General features: G+C 69.3%; 13 protein-coding genes and 1 pseudogene. 8 read left to right on the top strand and 6 right to left on the bottom strand.

Features of this window, described 5'->3' with window-relative positions; all coding sequences use genetic code 11:
* The first annotated feature begins 61 nt into the window (after positions 1-61).
* From AB0G15_RS04865 to AB0G15_RS04855, 3 genes are read left to right on the top strand one after another with little or no spacing between them, the layout of a single operon-like run.
* Positions 62-1,717 (top strand): SPFH domain-containing protein, encoded by a 1,656-nt coding sequence (locus tag AB0G15_RS04865; RefSeq protein WP_362835395.1) that lies wholly within the window; start codon positions 62-64, stop codon positions 1,715-1,717.
* Positions 1,714-2,976 carry an SPFH domain-containing protein gene (locus AB0G15_RS04860; protein ID WP_362676108.1) on the top strand — a complete coding sequence of 421 codons (1,263 nt, stop codon included), beginning with the start codon at positions 1,714-1,716 and terminating at the stop codon, positions 2,974-2,976. Before AB0G15_RS04865 ends, AB0G15_RS04860 begins: the two co-directional genes overlap by 4 nt.
* A gap of 43 nt (positions 2,977-3,019) precedes the next feature.
* Positions 3,020-3,790 (top strand): sporulation protein, encoded by a 771-nt coding sequence (locus AB0G15_RS04855; protein ID WP_362835393.1) that lies wholly within the window; start codon positions 3,020-3,022, stop codon positions 3,788-3,790.
* Between the two features lie 89 nt (positions 3,791-3,879).
* On the opposite strand, the gene AB0G15_RS04850 is transcribed toward AB0G15_RS04855, so the two are convergent.
* Positions 3,880-5,001 carry a class I SAM-dependent methyltransferase gene (locus AB0G15_RS04850; RefSeq protein ID WP_362835391.1) on the bottom strand — a complete coding sequence of 374 codons (1,122 nt, stop codon included), beginning with the start codon at positions 4,999-5,001 and terminating at the stop codon, positions 3,880-3,882.
* A 449-nt stretch (positions 5,002-5,450) separates the two neighbouring features.
* On the opposite strand from AB0G15_RS04850, the gene AB0G15_RS04845 reads away from it, so the two are divergent.
* Both AB0G15_RS04845 and AB0G15_RS04840 read left to right on the top strand, forming a co-directional pair.
* The gene (locus tag AB0G15_RS04845) at positions 5,451-6,536 is read left to right on the top strand and encodes a sigma-70 family RNA polymerase sigma factor (protein ID WP_362835389.1); all 1,086 of its coding nucleotides are present in this window, start codon (positions 5,451-5,453) and stop codon (positions 6,534-6,536) included.
* 63 nt (positions 6,537-6,599) lie between these two features.
* Complete coding sequence (locus AB0G15_RS04840; protein WP_362835387.1) at positions 6,600-7,142, top strand: dihydrofolate reductase family protein; 543 nt, start codon at positions 6,600-6,602, stop codon at positions 7,140-7,142.
* Between the two features lie 262 nt (positions 7,143-7,404).
* Here the strand turns inward: AB0G15_RS04840 and AB0G15_RS04835 are convergent, their stop codons facing one another.
* Positions 7,405-8,193 carry a class I SAM-dependent methyltransferase gene (locus AB0G15_RS04835; RefSeq protein WP_362835385.1) on the bottom strand — a complete coding sequence of 263 codons (789 nt, stop codon included), beginning with the start codon at positions 8,191-8,193 and terminating at the stop codon, positions 7,405-7,407.
* An 81-nt stretch (positions 8,194-8,274) separates the two neighbouring features.
* Here AB0G15_RS04835 and AB0G15_RS04830 point away from each other — a divergent pair, with 81 nt between their 5' ends.
* On the top strand, positions 8,275-9,081 hold the full coding sequence (locus tag AB0G15_RS04830; protein ID WP_362835383.1) for a hypothetical protein: 807 nt from the start codon (positions 8,275-8,277) through the stop codon (positions 9,079-9,081).
* 265 nt (positions 9,082-9,346) lie between these two features.
* Here AB0G15_RS04830 and AB0G15_RS04825 read toward each other — a convergent pair whose 3' ends face one another.
* Together AB0G15_RS04825 and AB0G15_RS04820 are read right to left on the bottom strand one after the other, a co-directional pair.
* On the bottom strand, positions 9,347-9,592 hold the full coding sequence (locus AB0G15_RS04825; RefSeq protein WP_362835381.1) for a hypothetical protein: 246 nt from the start codon (positions 9,590-9,592) through the stop codon (positions 9,347-9,349).
* Positions 9,589-10,014, bottom strand: a complete 426-nt coding sequence (locus AB0G15_RS04820; RefSeq protein ID WP_362835379.1) for an ATP-binding protein — start codon at positions 10,012-10,014, stop codon at positions 9,589-9,591. The genes AB0G15_RS04825 and AB0G15_RS04820 overlap by 4 nt, the downstream gene beginning before the upstream one ends.
* Before the next feature lie 252 nt (positions 10,015-10,266).
* Here AB0G15_RS04820 and AB0G15_RS04815 point away from each other — a divergent pair, with 252 nt between their 5' ends.
* On the top strand, positions 10,267-11,094 hold the full coding sequence (locus tag AB0G15_RS04815; protein WP_362835928.1) for a helix-turn-helix transcriptional regulator: 828 nt from the start codon (positions 10,267-10,269) through the stop codon (positions 11,092-11,094).
* Entirely contained in the window at positions 11,076-11,297 is a 222-nt protein-coding gene (locus tag AB0G15_RS04810; RefSeq protein WP_362835377.1) for a DUF397 domain-containing protein, read from the top strand. Before AB0G15_RS04815 ends, AB0G15_RS04810 begins: the two co-directional genes overlap by 19 nt.
* Positions 11,298-11,440: 143 nt before the next feature.
* Here the strand turns inward: AB0G15_RS04810 and AB0G15_RS04805 are convergent, their stop codons facing one another.
* Both AB0G15_RS04805 and AB0G15_RS04800 read right to left on the bottom strand, forming a co-directional pair.
* The gene (locus AB0G15_RS04805) at positions 11,441-12,652 is read right to left on the bottom strand and encodes an IS701 family transposase (RefSeq protein ID WP_362835375.1); all 1,212 of its coding nucleotides are present in this window, start codon (positions 12,650-12,652) and stop codon (positions 11,441-11,443) included.
* 188 nt (positions 12,653-12,840) lie between these two features.
* Positions 12,841-13,665 (bottom strand): annotated as a pseudogene (locus AB0G15_RS04800) (transposase family protein).
* Positions 13,666-13,699 lie beyond the last annotated feature (34 nt).

The raw sequence follows: 13,699 nt of genomic DNA, 5'->3' as shown, positions 1-13,699 counted from the left end.
TACCAATGATCACAAAGCGTGATATATCGAGTTTTCGATCTATCACCGTCCCGGAGGTGTGATGTCCCGGCCAAGAGAAGCCGCGCAGTACGCGAGGGCCGCAGCCCAGGCCATAGGACAGGGCGGCGACGTGCGCCAGGTCGTCGGGCAGGTCGTGGGGCAGTACGCCGGCCAGTCGGCGGGACAGTACGCCGGGCAGGTGGCCGAGCAGTTCACGGGCCAGGTGGCCGGGAACACCGGCTCCGGCGGCTCCGCCGGCGAGAAGGGCTTCGCGCTCAACCCCTCCGACTTCATGGCCGCCCGCGACCAGGGCTCGTCCCTGGGCACGGTGATCGAGGCCCGCAGCGCCCCGCTCAACGAGGCCGGGGAGATCGTCAACCGGAGTTTCAGCGGCAACGGCCCGAACGGCGAGCCGGTCCACGTCATCTCCCCCGTGGTGATCCCCAAGGGCACCACCGCCAGGGTGGTCGTCCCGCTGGTCGTGCTGGCCGGGCTCGGCCTGGTCGGGCTCGTCGCCACCGGGCTGCCCGAGGGGGCCCGGGTGCTGTTCGGCCCGCACTACTGGGCCGTGCTCGTGCTGGCCGCGGCGTTCCTGTGGTGGCGCAGGAGCGTGGTCATGGTGCCCGAGGGCTGCAAGGCCCTGATCACGAAGTTCGGCAAGCTCGTGCAGATCGCCGAGCCGGGCCGGGTGACGCTGTTCAACCCGTGGAAGCGGGTCAGCTACATCGTCAACACCACCCGCGAGTACCCCTTCAACGCGCCCATCCGCGAGGCCCCCACCCAGCAGGGCGTCAAGGCGAGCGTCGACCTGTTCCTGCAGTTCCGGATCGAGGACCCGGCCGAGTTCATCTTCGTGCTCGGCTCGGTGAGCGGCTTCCAGGCCAAGCTGCAGAACGCCATCAGCGAGGTCACCCGCTCCCTCATCTACGCCCAGCGCGCCGAGGAGATCTACGACCTGGTCGGCGAGAGCACCATGGGCATGCTGGACAACCTCAACCAGCAGTTCCTGCCCGCCGTACGGCTCACCGACGTCAACATCACGCACGCCGAGCCGTCCAGCCAGGAGTACCGGATGGACCTGGCCGCCCCCGAGATGATCAGGGTCGCCAAGGAGGCGTACACCTACGAGTACGAGCTCCAGCTGCGCAAGGAGCAGAACGAGGGCGACCTGATCAAGGAGCTGGCCGGGCTGCAGGAGCAGCTGTCGGCCATCCACGCCGAGATCGCCGGGCACCAGGCCAGGATCGACACCGCGCTGGAACGCGCCTCCCACCAGGCCAAGGCCGCCGGCGGCCAGCGGCTGGTGGAGGCGGAGTCCACCGCCAAGGCCAACGCGGCGCTGCTGGAGGCGCAGGCGCTGGACATCCGCTCGCTGAGCGCCGCCGAGGCGCCGGAGATCCTCGACTACCGCTTCCAGCAGGACCTGCTCGACAAGCTGGAATCCGTCGCCTCGCACCTGCCCCGGCTGGTGCAGGTCGGCGACGCCGTCGACATCGACCTGCTCGCCCTGGCCAGGCAACTGGTCGGCAACCCCGAGGCCCAGCTGTTCTCCCAGGCGGACATGGCCGCGATCAGGGCGCGGATGAGCGAGATCGGCGGCCGCGTCGAGGAGCGCGGGGCGGAGATCAGCGCCCTGCTCAACACCCCCGCCGACACCGTCGTCCCCGTCCCCCCCGCAGGACAGGCTGCCCAGGAAGTCCAGGAAGAGGTCCGATGAGCGGCAGAGAGTTCTCCAAGATCAAGGAATCCCTGGCCTCCTGGTCGGAGATCCGCCAGCTGCTGCGCGGCGGCGAGTCGGGCCAGCTGGTCCCCGTGGTGATCCCCAAGGACCGCCGCGGCTTCGCCTGGGTGGCGCTGCTCTTCCTGGCCCTCTACCTGGCCGGCACGGCGGTGTTCGCCGGCGGGGCGCTCTCCTTCCTGGCCGCGGTCGGAGCGTTGTTCTCCCTGGTCGCGGCGCTGGTGTGGCTGTGGCGCCGGGCGATCATCGAGATCGAGGAGGGCACCACGGGCGTGCGCAGCCGGTGGGGCGCCATCGTCGGCACGCTGCCCCCGGGGCGCCACTACCTGTGGCTGCCGTGGGACCGGGTGGACGCGGTGGTCGACACCTCCACCGAGATCCCCTACTCCGCGCCGATCGTGGCCTGCCCGACGGCGGAGAACGTCCCGCTGAAGTCGATCGAGTTCTTCCTGAAGTTCCGCATCGTCGACCCGGTGGCCTTCGTCCGTACGATCGGCGCCGGTAACTTCGACCTGGTGCTCAGCAGTGCCGTACAGGACGCCATCCGCCAGCGCAGCCGCCTGGTGAACACCGAGCGCGCCTACGACCTGCGGGGGTCCGACGTCGGCGACATGCAGGAGCTTCTCACCCGCCAGCTCGGCCGGTACGGCGTGCGCATCACCGGCGCCAACATCCCCGACGTGCAGTTGCCCGACCAGTACCAGCAGCATCTGGCCACCCGCGAGAAGGTCGCCAAGGAGCTGTCGGCCTTCGAGCGCGAGTGGGAGCTCACCCGCAAGCGCAGGATCGACACCCTGTTGATGGAGATCGAACGTTCCAAAAAGACGCGTGACGCGCGTATCGTCGAGGTGAGAGCCGCCGCCAACACCGCCCGTAAGGACGTCGCCCGCATGCTGGAGGAGCACGAGACCGAGGCGCAGCGGGTGCGCTGGGAGATCGAGGCGAAGGGCCGGGCCGAGCTCACCTCCGCCGAGAACGAGGCGAAGGGGCTGCGCAGGCTGGCCGACTCCTACCGCGACAACCGCGCGGTGCTCCAGTACGAGCTGGCCCGCCGCAGGCTCGACGTGGGCGCCAGGCTCGCCGAGAGCGCCCCGCGCCCCGTCGTCGTCCGCACCTCCGGCGCCTCCGGCGACACCTCGGCCCTGTCCACCCTGCTGCTGGCCCAGATCCTGCCCCAGCTGAACGGCGGCGGCAACGGCGGCAACGGCCAGGTCACGCCGCAGAACCAAGCCCCCTGACAAGCCCCTGATGAGAACAATCTCCAACCCCTGGGAGTCCTAGATGGTGTTCCGTAAGTTGATGGCCGCGTTCGGCGCCGGTGTCGAGGTCGACACCGTGCTGCAGAACTCGCAGGTGCGGCCCGGCGAGGTCCTGCGCGGACAGGTCAACTTCCGCGGCGGCGGCTCCGACTACAAGGTGGAGGGCATCTTCATCGACTTCACCGCCGTCGTCGAGGTCGAGAGCGGCGACAACGAGTACAAGTCGACGTACAGCTTCCTGCGCCAGCAGATCACCGGCCCCTTCCACCTCGCCGCGGGCGCCCCGCAGTCGGCCCCCTTCGAGATCCAGGTCCCCTGGGAGACCCCGATCAGCGCCATCGGCGGCCACCCGCTGCGCGGCATGCAGCTCGGCGTCTCCACCGAGCTCGCCCTGGCGGGCGCGCTCGACAAGGGCGACCTCGACCCGCTGTTCGTCAACCCGCTGCCCGCCCAGGACCACGTCCTCGGCGCGCTGGACAACCTCGGTTTCCGCTTCAAGAAGGCCGACCTGGAGCGGGGTACCCTGCGCGGCTCGCAGATGCCGTTCTTCCAGGAGATCGAGTACTACGCGGGCCACGAGTACCGCCGGCACTTCAACGAGCTGGAGCTGACCTTCATCGCCGGCCCCCAGGCGATGGACATCATCCTGGAGGCCGACAAGCGCGGCAGCTTCGGTTCCAGCCACGACACCTACAGCCGCTTCACCGTCCGCTACGACGACCACCCGGGCCAGGTGGAGCAGTCGCTGCGCGGCGGCCTGCAGGCCATGGCCCAGAAGCGCGGCTGGTTCTAGCCTTCCCCGCCTCCTCGCGGGAAACGGGTGTGCCCCGATCGCCGGAGCACACCCGTTTCGCCGTACGGGAGGATCCGCCGACCTCCCGGCTACCTCGCCGCGAGCGGGACGAGCCGCCACAGGGACGTGACCTCGGCGGAGCGGGCCGCGTGCAGCGGGTCGGTCCTGTCGAGGGCGCGCGGGTGCCTCGGCCGCGTGTCCAGCCGGCCCACGACCCGCAGGCCCGCGGTCTCGAAGGCGGACAGAAGCTCGGCGCGGGTCCGCAGGGCGAGGTGTTCGGCCAGGTCCGACAGGATCAGCCAGCCCTCACCCCCGGGTTCCAGGTGCCCGGCGAGCCCGTCGAGGAAGCCGCGCAGCACGCGGCCGCCGGGGTCGTAGACCGCGTGGTCGGCGGGGCAGGCGGGCTCGGCCGGGATCCACGGCGGGTTGCAGACGACGAGCGGCGCGCGGCCGGAGGGGAAGAGGTCGGCGTGCACGACATCGACCCGGCCGGCCAGTCCCAGCCGTTCGAGGTTGTCCCGGGCGCAGGCCAGCGCGCGCGGGTCCCGGTCCGTGGCCACGAGGCGCTCGACGCCCCGGCGGGCCAGGATCGCGGCGAGCACGCCGGTCCCGGTGCCGATGTCGAACGCCCCGGACCGGGAGGGAAGCGGTGCCCGGGCCACCAGGTCGGCGTACTCGCCCCGGACCGGGGAGAAGACGCCGTAGTGCGGATGGACGCGGCCGCCCAGCGCGGGTATCTCGACACCCTTGGCACGCCATTCGTGGGCCCCGACGATGCCCAGCAGCTCGGGCAGCGACGTCACCGACGGTCCCGCGCCGGGGCCGTAGACCTCCGCGCAGGCCCGCCGGACGTCCGGGGCGCGCCGCAGGGGGACGGCGTGGTCGTGATCGAGCGGCACCAGCAGCCCGCCCAGCGTGCGAGCGCGCCGGGAGCGCGCCTGCCGGTGCAGGTGGAAGGCGTCGGCGGGAGAGAGCGGAGCCTTGGACGGACGGCGTTCCGCGCGTCGCGCCATGGCGCGCAGGAGCTGGCGGGCGTTGTGGAAGTCACCGCGCCACAGCAGCGCGGCACCCTCGCGGACCAGGCGGCAGGCGGCGTCGGCGGTGACGCGGTCGTCGGCGATCACCACGCGGGCGGGCGGCGGCGAGCCGTTCTCGGAACGCCAGCGGGCGGACCGGGCCTCGCCGTCCTCGGTCCAGTAGATCTTGAGCACTCGGGCTCCTCATGATCGAACCAGTGATGGTCATGAAGAGCACTTCGGCGCGGGCGATCAGCCTGTGGCGGCCTCCCGCGAGGAAGTGCGCGCCGAGGCGTCGCCGAGAACCATGCCGGGTGGCGGGAACGACATGATCAACCTCCTCGTGAGATACGGACTCTCTCATGGTAGGACCCGCCGGCGGCTCACCTGACGGACCGACACGGCGGCGGCGTGCGTTCGCGGTGGCGCGGGTCCCCGCCGGATCTCTGACCGGATCTCTGTCGTATCCCTGTCGTAGGGTTCCTGCCAGGTTCGGCCGGTGGCCGAGGTGCTGAGATGTCGGGATGTCGAGGTGCCGGGATGTCGAGGTGCCGGGATGTCGAGGTGCCGGGATGTCGAGGTGCCGGGATGTCGAGGTGCCGAGGTGCCGGGATGTCGAGGTGCCGGGATGTCGAGGTGCCGAGGTGCCGGATGTCGAGACGCGGGCGGAGGGCGGTCGGGTGGGCGTGGGTGACGGCGAAGCGACGGTGGCGGCCGCGCGGGCGGGTGACGAGCCCGCGTTCGCGGCGCTCGTCGAGCGCCATCGGGGTGAGCTGCGGGTGCACTGCTACCGGATGCTGGGCTCGTTCGACGAGGCGGAGGACCTGACGCAGGAGACGTTCCTGCGCGCGTGGAGGAGCCTCGGCGGTTTCGAGGGGCGCTCGTCGTTCCGGGCCTGGCTGTACCGGATCGCGACGAACGCGTGCCTCGACGCCCTCGACGGCCGGGCGCACCGGGTGCTCCCCCGCCATCTGGCGGGGCCGTCGGATCCGGGTGCCGCGCTGCCGCCCCCTGCCGACATCGCGTGGCTGCAGCCGTTCCCGGACCGGCTGTGGGAGCCGGTCGCGCCGAGCGAGACCGAGCCGGACTCCATGGTCGTCACCAGGGAGACGATCGAGCTCGCGTTCCTGGCCGCGCTCCAGCACCTGCCGCCCCGGCAGCGGGCGGCACTGATCCTGAGCGACGTGCTCGGCTGGCCCGCCAAGCAGACCGCGGCGCTGCTGGAGGGCAGCGTGGCGTCGGTGAACAGCGCGTTGCAGCGGGCCCGTGCGACGCTGAGGGAACACCTGCCCGAACGCCGCCTGGACTGGGCGCCGTCGGCGGAGCCCACCGAGCGGGAGCGGGCGGTGCTGCGGCGCTACATGGACGCGATGGAACGCGCCGACCTCGCCGCGGTCGCCGACCTGCTGGCCGAGGACGTACGGGCGGAGATGCCCCCGTGGCCCATGTGGTTCCGGGGCCGCGACGCGGTCGTGGCGACGCTGGCGGAGAGCTGGGACGCCGGTTCGCCCGACTACGTGGGCCGGTTCCGGATGCTGCCCGTCCGGGCCAACCGGCAGCCGGCCGCGGCGGCCTACGTACGGCGCCCCGGCGAGCCCGTCCACAGCGCCTTCGGGATCGGCGTGCTGCGGATCGAGAACGACCGGATCGCGGAGGTCGTCGCCTTCCACGATCTGAGCCTGTTCCCGGCGTTCGCCCTCCCCACGACGTTGTCCTCCGAAGACCGATGAGTTCTCGCGCGATCCGCCGTCTCAGAACGGGTCGACCACAATCGATCCCGACGGAGGCACCTCATGGGCAAGACGCTGTATTCGGTCACCATGTCACTGGACGGCTTCATCGCCGGTCCGGGCGGTGACATGTCCTGGCTGACCGAGCACCTCGGCCCCGACCCGGCGGTGGACGAGCTCGTCGGCGAGATCGGCGCGCTTCTCGTCGGCAACCGCACCTTCCGCGGCGACGACCCCCACCGGGGCACCGGCAAGGAGGAGAAGCCGTTCGGCGGAGCGTGGACCGGGCCGCAGTTCGTGCTCACCCACCACATCCCGGACACGCCCGTACCGGGTGTCACCTTCGTCGACGACCTCGGCAGCGGCGTCGCCGCGGCCAAGGCCGCCGCGGGTGAGAAGTACGTCAACATCCTCGGCGCCGACGTCGCCCGGCAGTGCCTCGAGGCGGGCGTGCTCGACGAGATCCTCGTGTTCGTCGCGCCCGTCATGCTGGGCGACGGCGTCCGGCTTTTCGACCACCCGGGCGGGACCAACGTCAGGCTGGAACGCATCGCCCTGAATCACGTGCCGCACGCGACGAGCATCCGGTTCCGCGTCGTCGGCTGAGCCGTCACCGGCGGCAGGACGCTCCGTGGTCGCCCGACCGGCGTCCTGTCGCCTCGGACCGGTCCGTCGCCGGTGGCGGCAGTTGAGCGTTCTGCCGCCACCACCGGGGAACCGGGACTCCGTCGCCGTCGGAGGCCGGCCACACCAGGCGGCGGCTGGACGCGCCCGGGTGGGGATCGGCCGGCGGGACGATCTGGATCGACAAGACATCTCCATCGGGGCGACGGTGCCGTCGCGAGCAGAACAGTGATCGTCAACCGGGTCAGGACGCCTTGCGGGCGAGGGTGAGCACGTGGCCGCTGACGCCCAGCAGGGAGGGGACCGACTCCAGGCGGCGCTGGGCGTCGAGCATGAGAGCGCGGCGCTCGGGGTCGTCGAGCCAGTCGCCGACGTCGCCGTACAGCCAGAAGGCTCCCTCCACGCCGTAGCGGGCGACGTCGGGAAGTCCCGCGTCGGCGAACTCGGCCGGGACGTCGTCGGGGTCGTGCATGTAGGCGGTGAAGTCGATGCCCGGGCCGGACAGGACCCCGTCCACCAGGACCGCGTTCACCGTCTCCCTCGGCTCTTCCTGCAGGTACAGCCCCTGGTAGACCATGTCGTGCACGGCCGCGTAGCGGTTGATGGTCGCGGCGGCCACCAGGCCGCCGGGCCGCACCACCCGTACCGCCTCGGCCAGCGCGCGGACCCGGTCGGCACGGTCGGCGAGGTGGTAGAGCGGGCCGAGGAGCAGCACCGCGTCCACGCTCTCGTCGGGCAGCGGCAGTTGCCTGGCGTCACCCTGTCGCGCGGTCACCCCGGGCAGCCGCGCCGCCCGCTCCACGTGCGACGGCATGAGGTCGATCAGCTCGACCCGATGCCCGTCCGCGGCCAGCCACTCCGCGTGCACCCCGGTGCCGCCGCCCACGTCCAGCACCCTGGACGGAGCCGGAGGCAGCGCCCTGCGCAGCACGTCCTGCGTCCGCCAGAACTCCAGCCGTCCGCGGCCCGCACGGAGCCTGCCGTCTTCCTTGTCCTGCTCGTAGTAGGCGAGCAGTTCCGGTGTCATCGCCATGCCCGATCATTTCTTCACTCCTGGTCCACGGGCAAATGAATTAGACGACCGGACGAACATCAGACATATGCCCTAATGTCCATGACCATGAAAATCCGCGTGATCATGGCGACGGCCGTCGCCTCCGTCCTGCTCCTCCCCGGTACGGCCGCCGCCCTCGCATATCCGGTCGAGGACGCCCCGCTCCTGACCGGCAACTCCCTCTACACCGCCGGCAAGCTCCCCGCCGCGGGGTGCGCCGACAGACCCGCCAAGGGCAAGAGCCTCGCCTCGGTCAAGAAGCACGTCAAAGCCCTCGTCACCTGCATGAACGACGCCTGGGGCCCCTACCTGAAGGAGGCCGACCTGTCGTTCGTGCCGCCCAGCCTGGAGATGACGGGGGCCGCTCTGGAGAAGAAGTACGAGCGCTACTGCTTCGGAGCAAGGATGGACCCCGCCAGGTCGGAGGCGGTCACCTGCTTCGGAACCGGCATCTCCGTACACATCCGTCCCGACTGGATCAAAGCATCCGATGACCTTCCGATTCTCGCGGAGCTGAGCTCCGTCTACGGCGAGTACGTGCAGAGCATGGTCGACATCAGGGAGGGCTACAACGCCCTGCACGCCGACGACGACAAGGAGATCCAGGAGCAGCTCCGCCGCTACAGCCTTCAGGCGAAGTGCCTGGGCGGGATCACCGCGAAGGGCGTGTGGCACGCCCTCGGCTACCCCGCCAAGGACGCCCGGCGCCTGCTGGACCTGGCCAAGGCCGATGCCGACGCCCCCAAGGGCAAGGATCGTTACTTCGGCAAGAGCGCCAACGTCGCCTACTGGACCAAGCGGGGCTACTCCACCTCAGACCCTCGCTCCTGCAAGACCTGGGTGGCTCCCTCCTCCAAGGTCTCGTAACCCGCTCCCGGACTCCCTCGCCCCGCTGCCCTGCCCACCGGCCTGGTCCCCGCTCGCAGGGACCCGGGCCGGTCAAAACCCGAACGCTCACGGTTTTGTTTTCCGGGGAACGGGTTGAATTCGCCAGACGCGCACCGGCGTACTCGGAAGCTTTGTCGGGCATTCGAACGACCGAGGATCGCAATTCGGCTCGCCTGCCGCGCCGTCCGTACGCGAAGAACCGCGGCCGAACTCGAAAAGAGCCTTCCCACCCCCGCCTCCCGGATCATTGTCCCGGCACTCGCCCCTCACGCTCATTCTCGACCGCCAGGCGGCGCGCCATTTCTCCAAGGGTGCCGGCACACATCACGTTAGACAGGCTCCTCCTTTCGAGAACCTCCTCGGACAGGCTGTGGCGGCGTACGGCGTAGTAGCCTCCACCGACCGCCTCGGAGATGAGCCAGTGCCTGCCGTACCGGGCGATGAGGATGGCTATCGTCCCGGGTTTCGCGCCGTCCGGTGTGCCGGTCATCGCCGGGCCAGCTGGAACCAGACGGCGCGCCTGCGCCCTGCCGCACCCTCGTACCAGCCCCACGACAGGGCCACCTCGCTGACCAGCCAGAGCCCACGACCACCCTCGGCCTCCTCGTCAGGCTCGGACGGAAGCACGGGTACACAAGTGGAAGACCCTTCGTCGATCACCGCTATCCGGATGACGTCGCCGAGGTTCGCCACCACGACCGTCACCCGGCCTCCGGCGCGTCCCGACTCCGAATGCCTGACCGCGTTTGAGACCAGCTCGCTGACCAGAAGCTCGGCGTCGTACGTATCAAGCTGACCCGAGTCTTCCAACACGCTCCGCACGTATCGCCGGGCCGTGGAAACCGACCCGGCCACCCCGGGCAGATCCACCCGGCCCAGCAGACCGAGCGCGGGAACCGTCTCGGCACCCATCGGATCACCGCCATTCCTGTGAGGGCGCAGGCGTCGACAATTCGCCTGCCCCAATGACTCCATTAACCAGGCGAATTGTCCTTTTAGTTCCCTTACATCGCCCGGATAAAGTCTTGGCCTATAGAGTGCCCACAGTTATGCTGCCGTTGCAGAACAGATCGGTCGACGAATTGACGACAAAAAGCCACACAGGCTGTAGACGTTTGTCGTTCATTCGACGGTCAACGTCATCGCGACGATTGAGAGGTGAGCATGGGAAACGATCTCGACCCACGTCTGACACCGGCTCAGCGCTTCGGCCGCGAGCTGGGGCGGGCCCGCAGGGAGGCGGGCCTGTCGCAGGCCCGGCTGGGTGATCACCTGGGCGTCTCGTCGTCGTTCATCGGGCACATCGAGACCGGCAACCGGAGGCCCGGCACCAAGCTGGCGGCCGACTGCGACAGGTTCTTCAAGACGGACGACCTCTTCACCCACCTCTGCCGGAACATCACCGCCCCCACCGGGCCGGCTTGGTTCCTCAGATGGTCCGACGAGATCGAGCCCCGGGCCCGCGTGCTGCGAAGCTGGGACCCGCTACTGGTCTCCGGCCTGCTCCAGACGGAGAACTACGCGCGAGCCGTCTTCCGTGGCGACCTGGCGGGCTCGGAGGAGGAGGTCGAAGAGCAGGTCGGCGCCCGCATGCGACGGCAACTCATCCTCAAAAAGGACAGCCCGCCCGTCCTGTGGGCCCTCCTCGACGAATGGGTGCTCCGCCGACCGATCGGAGGCCCGGAAGTCATGTGCGAGCAGCTCGACCACCTCGTGACTGTCGCCGGCCGCCAGAACGTGACGGTGCAGATCGTTCCGCACGACACCTCGTGCACGACCGGCCTGATGTCCGGGTTCGTGCTCGCCCAGCTGACGGACGCGCCGACCGCCGTCTCTGTGGAGTCAGCGGGAGCAGGTGAAGTGTCGGCGGAACACAATCTGGTGGGCGTCGTCTGGGACAGATATGACAGGATCCGAGCAGAGGCGCATCGTCCCGGACAGTCGCTAGAGATGATCAAAGAAGCGAGGGACCAATGGAAGCAGCAGACCTGACCGGCCCTGACCTCTCTCAGGCCGTCTGGAAGAAGAGCTCCCTCAGCGGAGGGAGCGGCGGAAACTGCGTCGAGGTCGCCGGAAACCTCCCGGGGGCCGTCGCCGTCCGCGACAGCAAGAACCCTGCGGGCCCGGTGCTCGCCTTCACACCAGGCGAGTGGAGTGCTTTCCTCACCGCAGTGAAGTTGAACCAGTTCGACTGACCGGTACTACATTCGTAGGTTCGCTGGGAGTGGGTCACCGCGTCTTCGATAATGGCTGATCAGGGCACGGGTCTGGTGAAGCCGCCGAAAATATGACCAGGCCAGGACACGGCGGATCTCGGCCAGCGAGAGTCGCAGCATCCTCAGCGCGGTAACGCCTCCAGAGGCCGATGGTCTTTTCCCTCGCCCGCGACCTCGTCGGCGTCGGCGGGCAGGGCGGCACGTGTGACGGCCAGGAACGCCAGCGCGAGCATGGTGATGGTGACGTGCCGGTGCCACGGGGTCCACTTACGGACCTGGTACTGCGTCAGGCCGAGCAGGTCTTTTCCGTGCTCGTTGTTCTCCTCGATCTTCCAGCGCATCCCGGCAGCGTCGATCAGCTCGGGGAGCGCGGTGCCGGTCAGCGCGTGGGCCAAGAAGAACTCCACCTCCGACGGAGCCGAGGCCGAGCGGCGGATCAACACGGTGTGCGCGTATCCGGGCGCGGGTGCCTGCCCGGCCACGGTGACCGACACCGCGCTCCAGTCGTAGACGCGCATCCCCTTGGTGCCGGTCCCGCACGAGCGGCGCTCCCAGATCCCGGCCTGTCCGAGGGACAGGATGCGATCCAGCACGTGTCCGACCGGCTCGGTGCCGCCGCGCACGGCGACCAAGGGCAGGTCGACCGGCACTGCCATGACGTAGCCAAGGGTGCGCTCATGGCAGAAGGCGCGCAGGTGCGGGTCGCGGCCGTAGCCCGCATCGGCGCACAGGTACCGGAACGGGGTGCTGGCCGCGAGTTCCTCGGTGAGCATGTCGATCACCAGCTGGGGCTTGGTGCGGAAGACCACGTGCTGGGGAACCCCGGCCCTGCCGCGGCGCTCAGCGTCGTGCGCCCAGGGCTCGGGCAGGTACAGGCGCCGGTTGACGAAGGCGTGCCCGGCGTCCGAGGCGTAGGTGAGCAGGGGCATGACCTGGCAGTTCTCCACCTGGCTGGTCGCGCCGCAGTACTGGTCGGCCACGCCGACCGACGCCTCGTCCTTCTTGATCGCGGCCGTGTCATCGGCGATCAATACCCCGTCGGTGCGGCCCAGGTGCGCGATCACGTAGGAGCGGACCTCGTCGCGCAGGGCGTCGACGTCCCATTTCGCGCGATCCAGCAGGTGCTCGAACCGGTGGGCGCTGGTGTGGCCGATGTGGTCGGCCAGCTGCCAGGAGTTCTTACGCGGCACGTCGGCCAGCAGGGCGCGCACCAGGTCGGCGAAGGCCTGCCGTGGTTCGGGTCGGGTGAACAGGGGGCCAGCGATGCGCGCGGTCAGCGCGGTCAGTTCCCTCTCCCAGGACACGATGAGATCGTAGGTCAGAGCACACGTCACGCACCGACGATGGACCGACTACGTCTCATGGCGAAGCTAAACGAATCAAGATCTACGAATGTAGTACCGGGAACCCGGTTTTCTCGAGGATCAAATACTCGACCATTTTAACAGTCGGGTATTGGCTTTGGTTTAGCACACCAATCTCTGACGAAAACACCCAGTCACTGAGGTGATCTCAGCGACTTTTAAATGAGTCTGCCGTGCTCGAAATGGGTGAGGACAAGGGCGGCACGGGCGACTTCGCCGATCTTGCTGGGACTGGCGGTGATGTGTTGCAGGGTGCGCCAGCGTTGGGCGAGAAGAGCGAAGCCGCGTTTGCCCAGGCAGCGCATGGCGCGCAGCAGCAGGTTGCGGGTGCGGGTGCCGACATCAAGGACGTTGCTGTCGGCGGGTTGCCGGACGGGTGTGCGGATGCCGACCCCGGCGCCGTCGTAGCTGGGGTCGGCCAGGACGGGCAGGCCGCGGGCGCAGGCAGGATGCAGAGCCCGCAGGACGTGGGTGCGGGCGGCGGTGAGGTCGTGGATCGATCCGGGCTCGACGTCGGAGACCCACAACGGCATGCCGTCGGGGGCGAACAGCGCTTGAATGTTGCCGCCATGGTGGTGGGCCTTTCTCGAATACCACAGGTCGATGCTGTCGCCGTTGACGCTGGTGGTCTTCTCACAGCAGCGGTCGGTGGCGATGACGGTGCCGTTCAAGATCAGGCGGGGTAGTCCCTGGGTATGGGCGTGGCGCAGGCACTGGTGCAGGTCGGGTGCCTGATCGGCCAGGATCTCGATGGCCTCATCCAGGTAGCGGTAGGCGGTGGCACGGGAGACGTGGTGGTCGCGGATCAAGGCGGTGGGGTCGGTGCGGTGGCGAAACCAGCGCAGGAACAGAACAACTTAGCCGAAGCAGGTCAGTGCCCGAGTGTCGGCGCGGGTGCCGCGCCGGCGTTCGGCGGCCAGGAGGGTTGCGACATGGCCAACCAGGTCCCGGGAGACGTCGAGCGTGGCACGATAGGTGATCACGTGGAGCTTTCCCGTCGAGGATTTTGTTAGTGAG

It is taken from the genome of Streptosporangium sp. NPDC023825 (genome assembly GCF_040639575.1).
GTDB lineage: Bacteria > Actinomycetota > Actinomycetes > Streptosporangiales > Streptosporangiaceae > Streptosporangium.
This window is presented reverse-complemented; position numbering and strand designations above follow the sequence as displayed.

Coding starts and splice junctions, on each gene's coding strand:
- AB0G15_RS04810 (WP_362835377.1), top strand. CDS start 11,076: ATGGAAGCAGCAGACCTGACCGGCCCTGACCTCTCTCAGGCCGTCTGG.
- AB0G15_RS04830 (WP_362835383.1), top strand. CDS start 8,275: ATGACCATGAAAATCCGCGTGATCATGGCGACGGCCGTCGCCTCCGTC.
- AB0G15_RS04840 (WP_362835387.1), top strand. CDS start 6,600: ATGGGCAAGACGCTGTATTCGGTCACCATGTCACTGGACGGCTTCATC.
- AB0G15_RS04865 (WP_362835395.1), top strand. CDS start 62: ATGTCCCGGCCAAGAGAAGCCGCGCAGTACGCGAGGGCCGCAGCCCAG.
- AB0G15_RS04860 (WP_362676108.1), top strand. CDS start 1,714: ATGAGCGGCAGAGAGTTCTCCAAGATCAAGGAATCCCTGGCCTCCTGG.
- AB0G15_RS04820 (WP_362835379.1), bottom strand. CDS start 10,014: ATGGGTGCCGAGACGGTTCCCGCGCTCGGTCTGCTGGGCCGGGTGGAT.
- AB0G15_RS04825 (WP_362835381.1), bottom strand. CDS start 9,592: ATGACCGGCACACCGGACGGCGCGAAACCCGGGACGATAGCCATCCTC.
- AB0G15_RS04835 (WP_362835385.1), bottom strand. CDS start 8,193: ATGGCGATGACACCGGAACTGCTCGCCTACTACGAGCAGGACAAGGAA.
- AB0G15_RS04815 (WP_362835928.1), top strand. CDS start 10,267: ATGGGAAACGATCTCGACCCACGTCTGACACCGGCTCAGCGCTTCGGC.
- AB0G15_RS04855 (WP_362835393.1), top strand. CDS start 3,020: ATGGTGTTCCGTAAGTTGATGGCCGCGTTCGGCGCCGGTGTCGAGGTC.